At 71.8% G+C, this 19,006-nt stretch carries 15 protein-coding genes and 1 pseudogene; 4 read left to right on the plus strand and 12 right to left on the minus strand.

Annotation, left to right across the window (positions count from 1 at the left end; translation table 11 throughout):
* Positions 1 to 4 precede the first annotated feature (4 nt).
* Complete coding sequence (locus ACQW02_RS00320; RefSeq protein WP_431283282.1) at positions 5 to 976, plus strand: Bug family tripartite tricarboxylate transporter substrate binding protein; 972 nt, start codon at positions 5 to 7, stop codon at positions 974 to 976.
* A gap of 100 nt (positions 977 to 1,076) precedes the next feature.
* Here the strand turns inward: ACQW02_RS00320 and dctA are convergent, their stop codons facing one another.
* The 4 genes from dctA to ACQW02_RS00340 form a co-directional block, all read right to left on the minus strand.
* Entirely contained in the window at positions 1,077 to 2,366 is a 1,290-nt protein-coding gene (dctA, locus tag ACQW02_RS00325; RefSeq protein WP_431283283.1) for a C4-dicarboxylate transporter DctA, read from the minus strand.
* A 74-nt stretch (positions 2,367 to 2,440) separates the two neighbouring features.
* The gene (locus tag ACQW02_RS00330; protein WP_431283284.1) at positions 2,441 to 2,638 is read right to left on the minus strand and encodes a hypothetical protein; all 198 of its coding nucleotides are present in this window, start codon (positions 2,636 to 2,638) and stop codon (positions 2,441 to 2,443) included.
* 62 nt (positions 2,639 to 2,700) lie between these two features.
* Positions 2,701 to 3,777 carry an alanine racemase gene (locus tag ACQW02_RS00335; protein WP_431283285.1) on the minus strand — a complete coding sequence of 359 codons (1,077 nt, stop codon included), beginning with the start codon at positions 3,775 to 3,777 and terminating at the stop codon, positions 2,701 to 2,703.
* The gene (locus ACQW02_RS00340) at positions 3,774 to 4,892 is read right to left on the minus strand and encodes a threonine synthase (protein ID WP_431283286.1); all 1,119 of its coding nucleotides are present in this window, start codon (positions 4,890 to 4,892) and stop codon (positions 3,774 to 3,776) included. Before ACQW02_RS00340 ends, ACQW02_RS00335 begins: the two co-directional genes overlap by 4 nt.
* Positions 4,893 to 4,942: 50 nt before the next feature.
* Between ACQW02_RS00340 and ACQW02_RS00345 the strand changes: the two genes are divergently transcribed.
* A complete protein-coding gene (locus ACQW02_RS00345; RefSeq protein ID WP_431283287.1) occupies positions 4,943 to 6,058 on the plus strand; it encodes a M20 family metallopeptidase in 1,116 nt (371 codons plus the stop codon).
* Positions 6,055 to 6,900, plus strand: coding sequence for an aromatic amino acid exporter YddG (gene yddG, locus ACQW02_RS00350; RefSeq protein ID WP_431283288.1), 846 nt, complete (start codon positions 6,055 to 6,057; stop codon positions 6,898 to 6,900). The genes ACQW02_RS00345 and yddG overlap by 4 nt, the downstream gene beginning before the upstream one ends.
* Before the next feature lie 158 nt (positions 6,901 to 7,058).
* Here yddG and ACQW02_RS00355 read toward each other — a convergent pair.
* The 8 genes and pseudogenes from ACQW02_RS00355 to ACQW02_RS00390 all read right to left on the minus strand — a co-directional run.
* Positions 7,059 to 7,994: pseudogene (locus ACQW02_RS00355) on the minus strand (glycosyltransferase); the annotation flags it as partial.
* Positions 7,991 to 9,088, minus strand: a complete 1,098-nt coding sequence (gene wecB, locus ACQW02_RS00360) for a non-hydrolyzing UDP-N-acetylglucosamine 2-epimerase (protein WP_431283289.1) — start codon at positions 9,086 to 9,088, stop codon at positions 7,991 to 7,993. The gene wecB and the pseudogene ACQW02_RS00355, both read right to left, overlap by 4 nt.
* A complete protein-coding gene (locus ACQW02_RS00365; protein WP_431283290.1) occupies positions 9,085 to 10,323 on the minus strand; it encodes a glycosyltransferase family 4 protein in 1,239 nt (412 codons plus the stop codon). Before ACQW02_RS00365 ends, wecB begins: the two co-directional genes overlap by 4 nt.
* Positions 10,324 to 11,538, minus strand: coding sequence for a DegT/DnrJ/EryC1/StrS family aminotransferase (locus ACQW02_RS00370; protein WP_431283291.1), 1,215 nt, complete (start codon positions 11,536 to 11,538; stop codon positions 10,324 to 10,326).
* Positions 11,539 to 11,681: 143 nt separating this feature from the next.
* Positions 11,682 to 12,230, minus strand: a complete 549-nt coding sequence (locus ACQW02_RS00375; RefSeq protein ID WP_431283292.1) for a sugar transferase — start codon at positions 12,228 to 12,230, stop codon at positions 11,682 to 11,684.
* A 43-nt stretch (positions 12,231 to 12,273) separates the two neighbouring features.
* Positions 12,274 to 13,530 (minus strand): O-antigen ligase family protein, encoded by a 1,257-nt coding sequence (locus ACQW02_RS00380; RefSeq protein WP_431283293.1) that lies wholly within the window; start codon positions 13,528 to 13,530, stop codon positions 12,274 to 12,276.
* Entirely contained in the window at positions 13,527 to 14,402 is an 876-nt protein-coding gene (locus ACQW02_RS00385; protein WP_431283294.1) for a hypothetical protein, read from the minus strand. The genes ACQW02_RS00380 and ACQW02_RS00385 overlap by 4 nt, the downstream gene beginning before the upstream one ends.
* Complete coding sequence (locus ACQW02_RS00390) at positions 14,402 to 16,075, minus strand: heparinase II/III family protein (protein ID WP_431283295.1); 1,674 nt, start codon at positions 16,073 to 16,075, stop codon at positions 14,402 to 14,404. The genes ACQW02_RS00385 and ACQW02_RS00390 overlap by 1 nt, the downstream gene beginning before the upstream one ends.
* 96 nt (positions 16,076 to 16,171) lie before the next feature.
* Between ACQW02_RS00390 and ACQW02_RS00395 the strand changes: the two genes are divergently transcribed.
* Positions 16,172 to 18,895: an SLBB domain-containing protein gene (locus tag ACQW02_RS00395; RefSeq protein WP_431283296.1), complete on the plus strand. Its 2,724-nt coding sequence runs from the start codon at positions 16,172 to 16,174 to the stop codon at positions 18,893 to 18,895.
* The last annotated feature ends 111 nt before the right edge of the window (positions 18,896 to 19,006 follow it).

Genomic DNA, 19,006 nt, shown 5'->3' on the forward strand with positions numbered 1-19,006 from the left:
GACCATGCCTTTCACCCGCCGCGCCACATTGGCGCTTCCCGCCCTGCTGGCGGCCCCCGCCCTGCACGCGCAACCCACCACTTGGGCGCCGAGCCGGCCCTTGCGGCTGATCGTCACCTACCCGCCCGGCGGGGTCACCGACATCGTGGGGCGCCTGGTCGCCGACCCGCTGGGGCGTGAACTGGGCCAGGCGGTGGTCGTGGAAAACCGGGCCGGCGCCGGGGGCAATATCGGCACCCAGGCGGCGGTGCAGGCGGAGCCCGATGGCTATACGCTGATGCTGGGCACCACGGCTTTGTTCGGGGTGAATCCGATCCTCTACACCGCTTCCGGCATCGATGCGCTGCGCGATCTCGTGCCTGTCGGCATTACGGGGGAGGCGGCGAACGTTCTGTCCGTCCTGCCGCGCCGGGTGCGCGCGACCACGGTGGCCGAACTGGTGGCGGAGGCGAAGGCCCGGCCGCTGGTCTATGGCTCCGTCGGCAACGGCAGTTCGTCGCATCTGTCGGCGCTGCGCTTCCTGCAGGATTTCGGCATCGAGGCGACGCATGTGCCCTATCGCGGCTCGGCGCCGCTGGTCGCGGCCATGCTGGCGAATGACGTGGATTTCGGATTCGACACGCCGGCGACATCAACCGCGCATATCCGTGCCGGGACGTTTCGCGCCCTGGCGGTGACCACGGCACAGCGGGCCTCCGCCCTGCCGGACGTGCCGACCTTGAAGGAATCGGGCCTCCCCGATTACGACATGGGGATCTGGTTCGGCATCTTCGCGCCGCGACGCATTCCGGCGCCGGTCGCGACCCGCCTGAAGCAGGCGATGGCAGCGATCCGCACCCCGGCGCAGGACGAACGGCTGCGCAATGCCTTCGTGGACCCGATCCTGGTGCCAGAGGACCGGATGCAGGCCTATGTCGAAAGCACCGCGATGGCTTGGCAGGCGATCGCCCGGGCCGCGCGGATCAGCGCGGATTAGAGCGTGATGGCCGTAGGCGCGAATGCGCTGCAGGGCTGAATCACGCGACAAAACAACAAGCTAGACCGCGATGCGTGAGCGAATGCGAACGCATCGCGGTCTAGGCGATGACGCGATCCTCCGGCAAAGGCCGGGGATTGCCGGCCATGGCGGCGTCCAACGCCGCATGGTCTAGCGCGCCTTCCCATTTGCTGACGGCGATGCAGGCCACGCCATTGCCGACCAGGTTGGTCAGGGCGCGCACTTCGCTCATGAACTTGTCGATGCCGATCAGGATCGCCAGGGCGCCGATCGGGATCGTCGGAATCACCGAAAGCGTGGCGGCCAGGGTCACGAAGCCCGCCCCCGCGACGCCGGAGGCGCCTTTGGACGTCAGCATCGCCACCAGCAGGATCGTCATCTCCTGCCCCAGCGTCAGTTCCGTGTCGGTCGCATAGGCGAGGAACATGGTCGCAAGCGTCATGTAGATGTTGGTGCCGTCGAGGTTGAACGAATAGCCCAGCGGCACCGTCAGCCCGACCACCTGTGGCGCGCAGCCCGCGCGTTTCAGTTTATCCATCAACTGCGCCAGCACGCTTTCGCTGCTGCTGGTGCCGAGGACGATCAGCAACTCCTCCTTGATGTAGGCCAGGAAGCGAAGGATCGAAAAGCCGCAGAAGCGCGCGATGCCGCCCAGCACGATCAGCACGAAGAGCAACGCGGTCAGGTAGAAGGTCGCCACGAGTTCACCGAGCCGCAGCAGCGCGGTGAACCCGTAGGAGCCGATGGTGAAGCCCATCGCACCGAAGGCGCCGATGGGGGCTGCCTTCACCACGATGCGCACGATGCCGAAGAAGATCGCCGACAGCGTATCGACCGCCCCGGTCGCGGCCTCTCGCATCCTGTCCGGCAGCGCGGTGATGGCGAAGCCGGTCAGGATCGCGACAAACAGCACCTGCAGCAGGTCACCGCCGGTGAAGGCGCCGACGAAACTATCCGGGATGATCTTCATCAGGTGGTCGGTGACGCTCTGATGCTCCGCCTGTTGGACGAAGCCTTGCACCGAGCGCCCATCGAGACCGGACATGTCGAGGTGAAAACCCTCACCCGTGCGGAACGTCTTGGCCACCAGCAGGCCAAGGACGAGGGCGAAGGTGGACACGACCTCGAAATAGACGATCGCCTTCAGGCCCACGCGGCCGACCTTGCCGGCGTCGCGCGCGCCGGCGATGCCATGCACGACGGTGCAGAACACCACCGGAGCGATGACGAACTTGATCAGTTTGATGAAGGCATCGCCGAGCGGCTTCAGCGCCGTGCCCGTCTCCGGCCAAAGCACGCCGACGGCGATGCCGAGCACGATGGCGATGAGAACCTGAATATACAGGAGCGACAGCAGGCGGCGCGTCATGAGTGCATCCCTTCCGAGATCCACGCATGCGCTAGCGTTACCTAACCCGCGGTGGCCCCGCGATTACGGGTGCGTCATGGCGACGAAAGGATGCTGGGTGCCATGTGAAAAACGCGGCGCATCTGCGGCGGGGGCGGCGGCCCGCCTGGGGTGGGCGGCGGCGGCAATTCGATCGGCGGCGCCGGCGCGTCAGGCAGGTCGGTCGGCGGGGCTTCGACGGGCGGCGGGGGATTGGGCAAGTCGGAGGCGCGGATGTTCTCGGTCGGGCTCATCATCTTCTCCGGTTCGGACCACATCCCCCTCCAACACCGATCCGACGCCGCCGGTTGCAGCCCTACCAGCCGTTGATTCGCGCCCAGGTCCCGATCACCTCACGCCCGCCATCGACCACCGCGTAGCCTTCATGCGCGGCCGCCGTCAGGCAGGTATGGTTGGGCGCGACCCGCAGGCGGGTGCCGATCGGAAGATCGGGTGCGCCGACCGCCACGCCGTGTTCCTGGTAGGCCCGTTCGATGACGACCCGACCCAGGCTGGGCTTGCCGTCCAGGTCCCAGACCAGCCCAAAGCCGTCGTCGCGCAAGCCGGGGGCGGCGGTGCTGCGGTCCTTCGACAGCGCGATGGCGCCGGCATCCAGCAGCAGCACGCCGGGGCGGCGGCCGACCACGCTGGTCAGCACGGTCAGCGCGATATCGGCATCGGCGTGCGTGCCGATCTGCGCCTGGAACAGGTCGCCGAACATGTAGACGCCGGCGCGCACCTCGGTAACGCCCGCCAATGTCCTGGCGTGCAGCGCGGTGGGGGAGGAGCCGAGCGAGACGATCCCGACCTGATGCCCCGCGTCGCGCAGCCGGGTCGCGGCGCGGGTGATCCCGGCATGTTCGATGGCGGCGGTGGCCGCCATGTCGGCATCCGACCGTCCGGCGTAGGAATGCCCGGCATGGGTGATGACCCCGGCCAGGCGCGGGCCGAGCGCCGCGGCGATGGCCAGCAGCGCGTCATCATCGGGGCCGACGCCGCCGCGATGTTCGCCGACATCGACCTCGATCAGCGCCGACAGCGGGCCGGGGTGGGCGGCGATGGCGCGGGCGACCGCCACATCATCGGTGATGATGTTGACCCCGGGCAGCGCCGCCACGCGGTCCAGTTTCTGCGGCGTGATGCCGACGGCGTAGATCTGGTCATGGTAGCCGGCGGCCCAAAAGGCCTCGGCTTCGGCCAGGGTCGAGACGGTGACGGGGCCGCCATCGGGGGCGGCCAGGCGCGCGACCTCGACGCATTTGGCGGTTTTCAGGTGCGGGCGCAGCACCACGCCCGGATGGCGGGCCACGGCGGCGGCCATATGGGCGAGGTTCTGGCGCAGGATGCCGAGGTCCAGCACCAGGCAGGGGGTCGGCAGATCGTCGAGCGTCACAGGTCGATCCCCAGGATTTCGGCGTGGCGGGGTGTCGCTTTCAGGCCGGTGCCCGTCAGCACGACAACGGTCGTGTCGGTGGGCGCGATGGTCTTTGCCGCCAGCAGGCGTTCGAAGGCGGCGGCGGCCTGGGCGCAGGTCGGTTCGACGTAGAATCCCCGCTGGGCCAGGGCGCGCGTGGCGGCGGAGATCTCGGCCTCTTCCAGCAGCACGCCGCCACCCTGGCTGGCGCGCAGGGCGTGCAGGACTTCGGGCACGCGGATCGGCTGGGCGATGGCCGTGCCCTCGGCGATGGTCGGGCGGGCGGCTTCAGGCGGCAAGCCCAGGTGGGCGCGGGCGAGGGGGCCGCAGGCGGCGGGCTGGGCGGCAAAGATGCGCGGCATTTTCGCGATCTGCCCGGCGGCCAGCAGTTCGGAGAAACCGATGAAGCAGCCGAGCACGTTGGACCCGGCGCCGCAGGGCACGATCACATTGTCCGGTGCCCGGAACCCCAGGTCTTCCCAGAGTTCATAGGCCAGGGTTTTTGTGCCCTGCAGGAAGAACGCCTGCCAATTGTGGCTGGCGTAGAAGATGCGCGCCGCCTCGGCGAGCGCCGCGTCGGCGCAGTCCTGGCGGGAGCCGGGGACCAGGGTGATCGCCGCCCCGGCCGCCCGCGCTTGCACGGTTTTCGCGGGGCTGGTGCTGGACGGCACGAAGATCGTCGCGGCCATGCCGCCGGCGGCGGCATAGGTGGCGACGGCGGCGCCGCCATTGCCGGAGGAATCCTCCAGCACGGCGGAAATGCCCTGGTCGCGCAGCAGCGACAGCATGACCGATGCACCGCGGTCCTTGAAGGATCCGCTCGGCATGAACCATTCGCATTTCAGCAACGCCGTGGCCGCGCCGATGCGGGCCTCGATCAGCGGGGTGCAGCCTTCGCCCAGGGTGATCCGCGTCGCCGGCTGCATCGGCAGGGCGGCGCGATAGCGCCAGATGGACCGGGTGCCGCGTTCGATATCGTCCCGGCCGATCCCCGGCAGGTCGGTGATGGTCAACGGGCTGCCGTCATCGCCGCGCCAGCGCGGGACATCGAGGGGATAGGTGCGCCCTGTGCGGGGGTCGAGATAGGCATGCATGGGGCGGACCCTCGCTTGCCGCCGCGCGTCCGGCAAGGGATACCGGGCGCATGACCGACCATGACGCCACGGCACGGCTCGCCGCCGACCTGATCCGCATCGACAGCCGTAGCAGCCTGTCCAACCTGCCCGTCGCGGAACGGCTGGAGGCTGAACTGCCGGGGTTTGCTATCGAACGGCTCGATTTCACCGATGCCAATGGCGTCGCGAAACGCTGCCTGGTGGCGCATCGCGGCGGGCCTGGCGGGCTGGCGCTGTCGGGGCACATGGACACGGTGCCGGACACGGGCTGGACCGATGATCCCTGGTCCGCCCGCGTGGACGACGCGGGCGTGCTGCATGGGCTTGGTTCGGTCGACATGAAGGGCCAGGTCGCGGCCTGCGTCATCGCCGCGCGCGGGCTGTCCGCCGACGTGCCCGTCACCCTGCTGATCACCACGGATGAGGAAACCACCAAGGAGGGTGCCCGCATCATCGTGGAACAATCCACGCTGGCGCGGGATGCGAAACTGGCGGGCATCATCGTCGCGGAACCGACCGGGCTTGTGCCGGTGCGCGGGCATCGGGCGCATATCGCCTTCACGGCGGTCGCGTCGGGGGTGCAGGCGCATTCCTCGCTGGGCATCGGGCGGAATGCGAATTGGGCGCTGATCCCGTTTCTGGCCGAGATGAAGACGATCTTCGAAACGCTGCGCGACGATCCGGCCTGGCATGATGCGGGCTACAGCCCGGTGTTTTCCGATTTCAACATCATCATCGACAACCATGGCACGGCGGTAAACGTGACCGTGCCCGTCGCCACCGCGCGCATAAAATTCCGCTACAGCCGCGGCATCGACCCGTCGCCCATCCTGGCTGCCGTGCAGGCGGCGGCGGATCGCGCCGGGATCGCGCTGCACATGGCGCGCGAGGGCACGCCGCCGGAACTGCCGGCCGACCACCCGTTGATCGCGCTGGCCGTCGCCGCCAGCGGGCGCGCCACCGCGACGGTGCCCTTTGGTACGGATGCGAGCGAATTGTCGGTCCTGGCGCCCTGCGTGATCCTGGGGCCGGGCACCACGGCGACGGCGCATACGCCGCACGAATGCGTGGCGCTGGCCGAATTGGCGGAGGCCGTGCCGCTCTACCGGCGCCTGTTGACCGAGGGCGCGCGCGGGCTGGCATGAAGCCCGCGACGCTGGCCGGAACCGGGGCACTCGCGCTCTGGGCTTTCCTGGCCCTGCTCGGCGCCTGGGCCGCGCCCTTGCCCCCCTTGCAGGTCACGGCGCTGGCTTTTGCCGTGGGCGGCGCGGTCGGCATCGTCGTATTGGCGGCGAGGAAAAGCCTCGGCGCGCTGCGCCAGCCGCCGCTGGCCTGGGTGCATGGGGTGGGGGGGCTGTTCGGCTATCACGCGCTGTATTTCGCCGCGATCGCCTGGGCGCCGCCCGTCACCGCCAATCTGCTGAACTATCTGTGGCCCTTGCTGATCGTGCTGCTGTCGGCGCCGGTCCTGGGGATGCGGCTGTCGGCGCGGCATTTTTTCGGCACGGGGCTTGGGTTTTTGGGGTGTGCGGTGCTGATCGGCGCGGGGGCGACCTTGCCCGTGGGCAGTGGATTGGGGCTGGTCTGCGCGGTCGCGGCGGCCGTTGTCTGGGCGGTCTATTCGGTCACGTCGCGCCGCATGGCGGCGGTGCCGACCGAGGCTGTGGCGGGCTTCTGCCTCGGCACGGCGCTGCTGGCGGGGGGCGCGCACCTGGCCTTCGAGACCTGGATGCCGCCAAGCGCCGCGCAATGGGGCGCCGTGGTGCTGCTGGGCCTGGGGCCGGTGGGGGCGGCGTTCTTCCTGTGGGACGTGGGCATGAAGCGCGGTGACCCGCGGTTGCTGGGGGCGCTGGCCTATGCCGTGCCGCTGGCGTCCACCTTGCTTCTGGTGGCCAGCGGGGCGGCGGTGTTCGATGCGCGGATCGGTGCCGCGGCGCTGTTGATCGCGGGCGGCGGGTTCTTGGCCAGCGGCGCCAGCCGGGCGTAGAGGGCCACCAGCCGCGCGGCCTCGGCCTTCCACCCGAAACGTCCGGTGACGGCGGCGCGCCCGGCGTCGCCCAGCATTTGCCGCCAGGTGGGGCTTTGCAACTCGGCGATGGCGCGGGCGACATCGGCCGTGTCGGCCACATCCACCAGCACGCCGCAGCGGGCGGTGCGGATGACGGCGGCGACTTCCTCGGCGAAGCCGGGCGCGATGACCGGCAGGCCGGCGGCCATGCAGTCGAACAGCTTGTGCGGCAGGGCCAGGCGGTGGTTTTCGACGCCGGGCTGGAACAGCACCAGGCCGATGTCGTGTTGCGCGGTTTCGGCCAGGGCGGCTTCGGCCGGCATCCAGCCGGTCAGGCGGATGCGGTCGGCGACGCCCAGCGCCTCCGCGCGGGCGAAAAAAGCGGCCTGGCTGTCGTCGGTGAAGCGGCCCACCAGGGTCAGCGTGGTGCCCGGCGGCGATTGCGCCAGCACATCCGGCAGCAGCAGCGCGCCGCGCGATGCACCGAGCGCGCCGAGGTGCAGCAACCGCAGCGGCGCGTCGGTGTGCACGCGCGGGGCGATGGCGGGCATGGCGGCGTAGTTCCGCACGGCGACGGTGCGGCCAGGCACGGCGAAATCGGCGTCCAGCCCATCCTTGGCGACGACCACGGCATCGGCGCCGCGCGCCGCGATGCGGCAGGCCAAGCGGATCGCCCCGCGCGCGATCGGCCGCAGGGCGGGCGGCAGGCGATCGTCCAGCCGTGACGGGTAGTGTTCATGCACGTCGATCACCACGCGCGCGCCGCTGCGGCGGGCCGCCAGGATCGCGGCGAACCAGGCGTCGGGTTCGGAGGCATGCAGCACCGCCGCGCCCGACGCGGCCGCCAGCCGGGCCAGGGCCGGAATGCCGCGCAGCCGCCCCATCCAGCCGGGTTTGCGCGTGTAGGGGCGCAGGGTCACACCCGCGACCGCATCGGGCACCGGCTTGGCCGAAGGGGCGATATGCGCGACCCGCCAGCCGGCGGCGGCCAGGGCGGCGCCTTCCTTGCGCACCACCCGCACGTCATCCGGCGGGTGGGCCGCCGACAGCATCACGACCAGCGGCGCGGTCATGCGGCCATCGCCATGCTGCCCAGGACCTCACGCAGATGCGCGACCATGCGGGCGCCGGCGCGGCCGTCCCATAGCGGGATTTTCTGCGGTGGATTTGCCGGGGTGGCGAGCAGGGCTGCCACCGCCGCGGCCAGCCCCGCCGGCGTCACCAGCCGGTTGCCCCCGGCTTCCAGCGTCACCGGGCGTTCGGTGGTGTCGCGCAGGGTCAGGCAGGGGATGCCGAGGGCGGTCGCCTCCTCCTGCACGCCGCCGCTGTCGGTCGCGGTGAAGCGGGCCTGGGCCAGGAGGCCGGCGAAGGCCAGGTAACCCTGCGGTGGCAGGCGCATCACCCCCGGCGGCAAGGGCGTGTCGCCCAGGCGTTGCGCGGTGCGCGGATGCACCGGCCAGACCAGCGGGATGTGCCGGGCCGCATCGCCCAGCGCCGCCAGCAGCGCCGCCAGCACCGCCGGGTCGTCCACATTCGACGGGCGGTGCAGGGTGACGAGCCCATAGCCGCCAAGCATCAGCCCCGCGGGCAGGGGCTGCGCCAAGGCCCGCTGCCTGGCGCGAAAAATACTGTCCACCATGGCATTGCCGACGGCGCGCACAGCGCCGCGCGGATGCCCCGCATCGACCAGGCGCTGCGCCGTCGCGCGATCCGGCGCCCACAGGATGTCGGAGACGGCATCGACCGCGCAGCGGTTCACTTCCTCCGGCATCAGCCGGTCGCCGGAGCGCAGCCCGGCCTCCAGATGCGCGACATGCAGGCCGAGTTTGCGGGCCGCCAGCGCCGCCGCCAGCGTGCCGTCCACATCGCCCGCGACGACGACCAGGGCGGGCGGATCGCGGCGCCAGACGGCCTCGGCCGCCATCATCGTCTGGCCGGTCAATGCCGCGTGCCCAGCCCCGGCGGCGACGCCGAGCGCGATATGCGGGGCAGGCAGGTCAAGGTCGGCGAGATGCTGGCCGAACATCGCGGCGTCGTGGTGCTGGCCGGTGTGCAGGATCAGGGGGCGGCAGATGGGCGGGGCCTCGGCCAGGGCGTGCCACAGGGCGGCGATCTTTGGCAGGTTGGGCCGGGCCGCGACGACCAGGTGGATGACCGGAAGGCTCATGCCGCCGCCCTGGCGGGGGAAAGCCCCGCGGCGGCTTCGACGACCGCGACAAAATCCCGCGCCAGCAACCGGCGGTCCCAGCGGCGGACGGCCTGGTTGCGGCCGGCGAGGCCCATGGCGCGGCGGCGTTCCGGATCGGCGGCCAGGGCCGCCAGTGCATCGGCCATGGCGGCGGCATCGGCGGGCGGGGTGGCAATGCCACAGGGGCCATCGGCCAGGATACGCGCGGCGCGGCCCTGCATATTGGCGATGACCGGCAGGCCGGCGGCCAGGTAGTCCATCAGCTTGTTGGGCGCCGTCCATTCGGCGAATTCCGGCACGGGCGCCAGGCATTGCAGCCCGATCTGGCTGCCGGCCAGCAGCCCGGCCAGCCGGGTTTTTGGCATCGCATCCAGCAGGGTGACGTTGGGCAGCGCGCGCGCCGCCGCCGCCAGGGCGGGTTTTTGCGCGCCATCGCCGACAAGGACGATCCGCACGCGCGTTTCGCCGCGATCGCGCAGGATCGTGGCGGCGTCGAGCAACAGGCCAAGCCCGTTGGCGCGCCCATGCGCTCCGGCATAGACGGCCAAGACTTCCCAGGATTGCGCCTCGGCCGGGCGCCAGGGGGTGATCTGCGGGCCGAACAGGTCCAGGTCGCAGCCGTTGGGCACGACATGCACGGCGGCAGGGTTGGCGCCACGGGCGATGGCGGTATCGGCCATGCCGTCGCTGAGCGCGATGACCGCGACGGCCTGACGGCAGGCGGCATCGGCCAGCGGTTCCATCGCCGCCAGGATGGGGCGCGGCACGCCGCCCAGGGCGCGCGGCAGTTCGGGCCAGGGGTCGCGGATCTCGAACAGGAAGGGCGTCCCGCGCCGCCGCCTGGCCCAGAGCGCCGGCAGCGCCACGGTCAGCGGCGTCGATGACGCGATCACCAGATCCCAGTTTTCGGCGGTCGCCAGTGACGCCGCCCGCGCGGCGAAATGCAGAAACCCGGCCGTGCGCCCCAACAATCCCTGGGCATTGCCGGAGCGGACGGCGAATTCGACCACCTCGACCGCACCGACGCGGCCCTGGCGGCGGCCCTGGCGCCAGGGGCCGTCCAGCCCGGTGCGGGCGCCGTCATAGGCGCCGCAGGCGACGGTGACCTTATGCCCGGCGGCGGCGAGCGCCCGGCTCATGGCAAAGGCGCGGGTGGCGGTCGCCCCCTCCGGCATCGAGAAATGCTGATGCAGGTAGAGGATGCGCAGGCCCATCTACCCGCGCCAGCAGGCGCGGATCGTGTCGATGACGCGGGCCTGCTGCGATGGCTCCATGCCGCTGCCGGAGGGCAGGCACAGACCACGTTCGAACAACCCGGTCGCGATGCCGGGGCCGAAGAGCGGCGCGCCGCGAAAGGTCGGTTGCAGGTGCAGTGGTTTCCACACCGGGCGGCTTTCGATGCCGACGGCGTCCAGCGCGCGGCGCACTGTTTCGCGTTCGGCGCCAAAGGCGCGCGGGTCGATCAGCATCGCCGTGAGCCAGCGCGTGGAACGGCCCCAGTTGGGCTCGGGCATGAAGGACACGCCGGGCAGATCCGCGAGGCCTTCGACATAGCGCGCGAAAATCGCGCGGCGTGCGTTTACCCGGGATTCCAACGCGACCAACTGCGCGAGGCCCACGGCCGCGAGGACCGACGACAGGCCGTAGGAATACCCCGTCGTCTCATGCTGGTAATGCGCCGAGGCTTCCTTGGCCTGGCTGGCCAGGAAACGCGCGCGGGCGACAAGCCGCTCATCCTCGGAACACAGCACGCCGCCACCGCCGGCGGTGATGATCTTGTTTCCGTTGAAGGAGAAGACGGCGATCTTGGCACCCGAACCGGCGGGCTTGCCCCGCTGGGTGGCGCCCAGCGCCTCGGCGCTGTCGGACATCACCGGCACGCCCCAGCGTTCACAGATCGAGACGATGGCGTCCATGTCGCTGCATTGGCCGTAGAGATCGACCGGCACCACCACCCGCGGCAGGCGCCCGCGCGCCGCCGCGGCGGCCAGGGCCACGCGCAGCACATCGGGGTCCATCGTCCAGGAGGTCGCGTCCACGTCCAGGAAACGCGGCACCGCACCCATCTGCACGGCGGGCGCGATGGTCGCGACGAAGGTGAGGGTGGAGGTCCAGACCTCATCCCCCGGGGCCAAGTCCAGCACCCGGTAGCCGAGGTGCAATGCGGCGGTGCCGGAGGCGACGCCGGCCACATGGCTGAAGCCGGTGGCGACGCCGACAGTGGCCTCGAACGCGATCGGCATCGGGCCGGCGGGGGCGACCCAGCCGGAATCCAGCGTGTCGCGCAGCGCCTCGATCTCGCCGCCGGCCAGGTGCGGCGGGGATAGGTGCAACCGCGGGTAGGTCTTGCCCGGGAAGGGGATGACAGAGGTTTCTTGTGGCAGTGGGATCGGCACAGGGGCGGCGTTGGGCAACAGGCGCAGAGCCATGGTGTGAGCCTTCAGTGGCGATCCGTCGGGGAGCCCGACCGTTTTAGATCAACTCTTCGTGAGAATTAGAGCAAGTCAGTTTTGCAACCAAAGGTAAAATTTTTTCCTAAACACACGTATTGGTGACATCGGAAGGAAGGTTTTCACTCGCCCTCGAAAGGCGGCGTGGTCGCGTGCCCTGGCGCGGTCGCCCCGCGCCCCGACAGCAGCACGCGCAGGCTGCCCAGCAGCGCCCGCGCATCGCCGGCCAGGGTGGGGGGCGTGGCGGCATAGGCGGCATCAGCCTCCAGCCGCACGGGCCAGGGCGGGGCGTTGCGGCCCATCGCCTGGGCGGCGCCGGCCAGGCCAGGCCGCACCCGCAAGCGCAGCGCCTGGCGCGGGCTGTAGCGGGCCGTGTAGTCCAGCAGCAGCGGGCGCGGGCCGATCAGGCTCATCTCCCCACGCAGCACGTTCAGCAGTTGCGGCAGTTCGTCCAGGCCGCTGGCGCGAAAGCGCCGGCCGAAGGGCGTGATGCGCGCGGCATCATCGGACGGGAGGCCCGGCGCGGCGTCGCGCATCGAGCGGAACTTCAGCACGGTGAAGGGCACGCCATCGCGCCCGGCCCGCACTTGGCGGAACAGCACCGGCCGGCCCAGGGCCAGGGCCACGGCCAGGGCGATGCCGCTTAGGACGGGGGCGAACAGAACAAGCACGACGAGCGCTATCGCAACATCCAGCGTGCGTTTGCCGTAAGAATTATACATCCACCGGCCCCGCCTGCTGCGGCGTGGACTCCACCCCCAACCCGATCAGCAGCCCGACCGCCAGCCAGGCCATGCGATTGCCGAGATCCGTGGAGACCAGCACCGACACCGCCACCGGCACGGTCAGCGCCACCACCATCGCCGCCCGCTGCGGGGTGACACGCGGCAGCCGCGCCACCGCCCCCACGACCGCGCCGCCAAAACAGCCGAGCCACAGGAACAGCCCGGGCAACCCGCCTTCGGCGAAGGCTTCCAGCACGTGATTGTGCGGATACCGCCCGCGCCATTCGCCAAACCCCGCCGCGATGGGAAACCCCGCGGTGCCGAGGCCGAAGGGCAGCGTCTCCCCCGCCCAGCGCAGCGCCGCCGCCCAAAGCCAGGGCCGCGCGGAGGCATCCAGCCCGCCTTGGGTGAAGCGTTCCAGGGTGCGGAACCCGGCCGCGCGTTCGGGGTCCAGGAACAGGATCGCCAGCCCCGCGCCACCGCCCACCAGCGCCAGCGCGACCCAGCCCAGCGCCGCCCGCGGCCGCGCCTGGGCCCAGAACAACACGGCCGGCGCCAGGGTCACCGCCAGCGCCAGCCCCAAAAGCCCGGCGCGCCCGCCCGGCAGCAGCGCCGCCGCCGCCAGGCAGGCCGTCAGCCCCAGCCAGAGCATCCGTGGCCCCCCGGCCCGCCGCGCCGCCGCCAGCGCCGCCAGGGCGGCGGCCGAGGCGATGGCAAGCCCGGTGATCTGGTACTGCACCCGCACCGCGTCCGGCCGCACGTCCAGCGCCCCGCCCAGCACCACGCCCCCGACCAGCAGCCCCCAGGCGACGGCCGCCCCGACCAGCACGCCGATCGCCAGCGTGGCCCGCGAGAACGCCGCCAGCGCGCGCGGATCGCCGGCCACGACGACACCGGCCAGCAGCATCGCTGGGCCGAGCAGCACCATCTCCCGCAACTTGGCCGAGAGGACAGCGCCCGAACCGCTCCAGAGCCCGGCGATGGTGAACCACAGCCACAGCCCCGCCGCCGCCCCGATTGGCAACGCCACGGCGCGCGACACGTGCCACCGCCGGCCGGAGGCGAGCAGTGCCAGGGCCGGGATGGCCACGGCGCCCGCCAGGATGGTGATGTCGAAGGGCACCGCCGATACCACCGGCGCCGATTTCAGCGCCCCGCCAAAATGCATCGCGGCCAGGGGCACGGCGGCGATGACGGCCAGGCCCGGGCGGGCGACGAAGGGCCAGGCGGAGGCTGGGGGGGTCACGGGGCGGGGGCGGCCCCCCGATGCCCGTCCCCCGGGGGGCCATCCGGCGTGCGCAGCAGCACCAGGCAGCCGGCGCCGACCAGCACGGCGACGGGGACGGCGATGAACAACAGCACCAGGATCAGCATCCGGTTCGGGACGGAGGCGCGCAGTTCCGCCATCGGCAACGATACCAGCCGCGCCGCTACAGCCTCATCCGACCGCAGCACCGCCAGGGCGCGCTGGTGCTGGGCCAGGAGTTCATAGAGCGGCGTGCGCTGGAACACGTCCCGTTCGGTCGCCGCGCGGGCTTCCAGCGCGGCCAGCCGCCGTTCGGCCATGGCCGACAGGTCGGCGCGCACATGCGCCTCGCCAAAGGCCAGCAGGCGGGTCAGCAGGTCCAGCGCCATGGCCCGGTCGCCATGCGGCAACTCCAGGTTCCAGGTGGTCGCGACCAGGGATTGGGTCACCGATAGCCGCCGTTCCAGATAGGCCTGCACGTCATCCTGGTCGGCGGTCATCCGCATGCCGGTCAGGCCGCGGATCCAGCCCAGCGCCCCGGTCGCGCGCCGGGCCGACATATCGGCCAGGATCGGCGTGGTGGCGGCCAGCATCGCCGCGGCCTCCGGGCTGCGAAGTGCTGCCAGGTAGATCGCGAAATTGCCGGTCGGCCGCGTGTCGAGCAGTCCGCTGCCGGACTGCAGGTTGATCGGTGCGATCAGCGTGGAGACCGCCAGCCCCGAGCCTTCGGCCGGCGCGACGACGGCGGAGGCGAGGTAGGCGCGCGGCCAACTCAGCACCAGCCCGGCCGCCGCGCCATAGAGCACCACGCAGATCAGCAGCAGCCGCCCCCGCATCGCCCAGACCGCGCGGATCAGCACATCGAGGGGCATCAGCCCGGGGTCCCGTCGCTTGGGGTTCCGTCGGGCAACAGGATCTCGGTCACCAGGCGGTGGACCGGCGCGCGGGCGCGCAACGTCACTACGGCGGCGGGTTCGACCACGCCATAGGCGGGGCTGGCCCAGCCCTGTTCGATGGCGACGGTGCAGGGGGCGTCGGCCGACAGGCGCAGCCGGGCGTGGGGGGCCTCGGCACCATCGGGGGTGGCGGCCCAGGCGCCGGGGCCAAGCCGCCAGCGCAGCACGGCATCGGCGAAGGGGCCGGAGATGCGGTCCTCGACGCGCCAGGCGCGGCCGGTGGCGGCGATGCGGCGTTCGTGGCGGCGGCCGGCGTGATCGGTGATCGCGGCGCCGTCCGGCAGGGTCTTGGTGCGCGGCCAGCGGGCGAACAAAAAGCGCCCGGCGCGGGGCATCTGGTCCTGGCCGTCGAAGGCGATGGTGTTGTGGGCGGCGGTGCCGGGCAAATGGTCCAGCCACCAGCGGTCGGCCGGGGCGGGATTGTAGGCGCCGGTGCCGCCGTCGCGCAGGATCGGGACCGGGCCGTCCCACAAATCCAGGTGCAGCAGGTCGGCATGGGCGGGGCGGAAGCGGATCGGGCCCGTGCGGAGCACGGCGCGGGCGCCGGCGCTGGACCAGCCGCGCAGGCCCTCCGCGATCCAATCGGCGTCGGGCGCCGTCGCGCCGAAGATGGCCGTCGCGCGCAAAATGCTAGCGCGGGCGTCGTCGGGGCCGGTGTTGGCCAGGTCGGCGAAGGCGGAGCCGTCGCAATGGCCGATGCGGGGCAGGGCGCCGGTATCGGGGCAGGCCAGGCGCGCGAGCCAGCGCGTCGCCGCCGCCGCGCGGTCCCGGAACGGGGCGGCGAATGCCGGCGCGCCATGGCGCTGCCGCAGCCATTCGGCCGCCCAGAGCACGTCCAGCAAAAGCCTTTGGTAGTGCGGCGACACCGGGGCGAAGTTGCCGCAGGGCGCGACCAGCCGCCCGACCGCGCGCGACAGGCGCCGCGACCCCAGCACCGTCATGGCCCCGTCACGCAACAGCAGGCCGCAGGCGAAGAGGCCGGCGGCCTCGCTGATCGGGTGGTTGTTGTCCTGCGCCATCGCATAGGCGGGATTCTGCGCGATGCGTCGTGAATGCAGCGTGACCAGGTCGCGCATCCCCGGGCTGGGGTCCTGGTCCAGCAGGCCAAGCGCCAGCCCCAGGTGCAGCACGCGCAGGGCCGCTTCCTGGCCGCAGGCCCAGTTCGGGCCGCGGAACGGCGGATTGGCCGCGACCCAGCCGGCCAGCAGCGATTCGGCGGCGGCCAGGTCGCACTGCGCCAGCGATGCGAGTTCGCCCAGGCGGTTGCGTTCCCAGACCGGGCGCACGTCGCCCGCTGCGAACAGGTCGATGGAATGGGCCGGGGCCGCGGGGTCGAAGGGCCCATGCCAGTCGCGGGCGGGCGCCGGCCCCGCCGCCGCCGCACTCGCCAGGAAAGGCCCGGCCGGCGTCGCCGCATCGGCCAGGCGGCCACCCGCAAGCCGGTGCCAGGCAAAATGCCCGATCGGCCAAAAGCCCAGCCGCCAGGCGGCATCGGCCCGCAGCATCGCGCGGCGCAGCGCCCCGTCGCGCTGTGGCTTCGACGCATCCTTCGGAACAAAAACCTGGGCGCTGGCACGTCGGTTGGACATCACGCGTGATTGTAGGACATAACCATGGGTGCTGCACACGTTTCCGTGATCGCGTCAGAGTTGTGACGAACGGAAAGATTCGGGGGCTCCGTGGGGATGCTTGGGCGCGGGGGGCTGTTGCTGGGGTGCTGGGTCGCGGGTCTCGCGGTCCTGGCGACGAATCAGGCTGGGGCGCAACCGGCGCCGGGGCCCTTGCCGGGGGGGGGCTTCCTCGGGCCGCCGCAACTGCCGACGACCTTGCCGGGCGGCCAGCCGCTGCCCAGCCTGCCGGCGCAGACGCAGCAGGAAATCCTGCAACGCATCCTGGATGCGGCCGGCGGCCGGGGCGGCATGCCGCAGGCCCCGCCGGCGCCAACCTTTGCTGCCCCCGCCCCCGCGGCGCTGCCGCCCGCCGCGATCTATGCGCAGCCGCAACTTCCCCTGGCCGGCGAACCGCTTTCCGGCACCGAGGCGTTTTTCGCCGCGCGGCTTGAGTCGCCGCTGCGGCAATTCGGCTACGACACGTTTCGCGGCATGACCTTGCAGGCGCCGGCCGTCGGCGCGCTGCCGGATGACTACATCATCGGCCGCGACGATGAAGTGCTGGTGTCGATCCGCGGCCGCACGCGCAACGCCTATGCGCTGCGGGTCACCCGCGACGGCACCTTGCTGCTGCCCGACCTGCCTCCGTTCCCCGCCGCCGGCCGCACGCTGCGGGACTTGCGCGCGGAGATCGAGGCGCGGGTACAGCGCGAACTGGGCGGGTCGGAGGCCTTCGTTTCCATCGGCCAGGTGCGGCAGATGGGCGTCTTCACGGCCGGCGAGGTCGTGCGCCCCGGCGTGCAGCCGCTGCCCGCCCTGGCCACGGTGCTCGACGCGCTGGCGGCGGCCGGCGGCGTGCGGAAGACCGGAAGCCTGCGCGCGATCCGCGTCGAGGGCCCGCGCGGCAGCCGTGTCGTGGACCTGTATCCTCTGCTGGCCGGTGAGGCCGGCAATCCCGACATCTCCCTGCGCGAGGGCGAGCGGGTGATCGTGCCGGCCCTGGGTGGCGTGGTCGCGATTGCCGGTGAGGTGACGCGTCCCGCGATCTACGAATTGCCGGCCGGGGTGCTGGCTGTGCCGCTGGGGTCGATGCTGCGCCTGGCGGGCGATCCGCTGCGCCCATCCGGCAATCGCTTCCTGTTGCAGGGCACCGACGGCAGTGGGCGGCGGTCGTTCAGTGAGATCGGCGCCGGAGGCTCCATCCGGCGCGGCGATGCCGTGCTGGTGCAGCCGGGGGCCGATGTGCAATCGGGCGCGATGCGGCTGGCCGGGCACGTCGCCGTGCCGCTGACGCGCGCGGCGGGGCGTGGGTCCAGCCTGCGCGGCTTGCTGGCTGATTCGCGGGTGGTGCGGGTCGATCCCTATGTGCGGATGGGCGTGATCTGGCGGGTGGATCCGGCAACGCGCGTGCGGCAGTTCATCGGCTTCGACCTGGGGCGTGTGCTGTCGTCACGCGCCGACCAGCCGCTGCGGGAGGCTGATGAGGTCATCATCCTGTCGCAGCCGGATGTGCTGTGGCTGTCCAGCCCCCCGGTCCAACGCGCGGTGCGTGGCGAGGCCCCTGGGGTGGTCACGCCGGTTGCCGCCGCTGCGGGGGCGGTGCCGTCGCTCAGTTGCCCGGCGCTGATGGGGTTGGCGATCGCGGCGCGGTCCAGCCCGCAGCGCTTTGCCCATGCGCGTGGCGCCGGCTTCCCGGACATCGGCGAACCGCCCTGTCCGCAATTGTTCATCGACTACCCGGCGCTGCTGCCGTTCCTGCTCGACAACGCGGTGCTGCTGACGGGGGAGGTGCGGCTGCCGGGGCTCTACCCGATCCTGGACGACACCGGGCTGGACCAGGTCCTGGCCGCCGCGGGCGGGGTCAGCGACACGGCCGATCTGGCGGCGGTGGAGATGGCGCGCGAACCGCTGGAGCAATCGGGCGCGATCCCGCTGCAACGCACGATCCTGGACCTGCGCAGCCGCAATTTTGCTGCCATCCGCCTGTCGCCGCGCGATGCGGTGCGGGTGCCGCGTGGCTTTGGTGACCGTGACATTGGGCCGGTGACCCTGGCGGGTGAGGTCGTGCGGCCGGGGGTCTATGACATCCGGCGCGGCGAACGCCTGTCAGAGATCCTGCTGCGGGCGGGGGGGCTGACGCCACAGGCCTATGCCTATGGCGCGGTGTTTACCCGCGAAAGCGTGCGGATACGGCAGCAGGACGGGTTCAACCGGACCGCGCAGCAGTTGGAGCAAAGCCTGATCCAGGTCGCCGCCGGCCAGGCCGTCGCGGGCAGCAGGGCGGGCGGCGTGGATCTGGGCAGCGCGATCACCGCGGGGCGCGAACTGGCCTCGGCCCTGCGCGACGCAAGGGCCGCAGGGCGAATGGTGGTGGAGGCCAATCCCGTGGTGCTGGCGGCGCGGCCGGACCTGGATGTGCTGCTGGAACCCGGTGACCTGATCGCGATCCCGAAGCGGCCAAATGAGGTGACGGTGGTCGGCGCGGTGCTGAACGCCAGCAGCCTGCAATTCACCACCGGCTGGCGCGCGTCGGAATACGTGCGCGGTGCCGGCGGGCAGCAGCGCTTTGCCGACCCGTCGCGGGCCTTTGTCGTGCTGCCGAACGGGCAGAGCGTGCCGGCCGGCCTCGGTAGCTGGCAGCAGGGCGGCCCGCCCGTGCCGCCGGGGTCACTGGTCGTGGTGCCGCAGGATCCCTCACCCTACGAAACCTGGGGTTTTATCCGCGACCTGACGCAGGTGCTGGGCCAGATCAGCATTTCGGCGGCGTCGCTGGCGGTGGTGGCGCAGGCGGTTCGCTGACGCGGATCATGGCAAGCCGCCTTGGTCGCCTTCGCGCGGCCATGCCCGCCGCGAAAGCACCTTGCCGGCGCCCTTCGTTGGACGCGGCGGCTGGGCATCTTGTGTGTGGGC

The sequence above is a fragment of the Humitalea sp. 24SJ18S-53 genome (assembly GCF_050632385.1).
Classification (GTDB): Bacteria; Pseudomonadota; Alphaproteobacteria; order Acetobacterales; family Acetobacteraceae; genus Humitalea.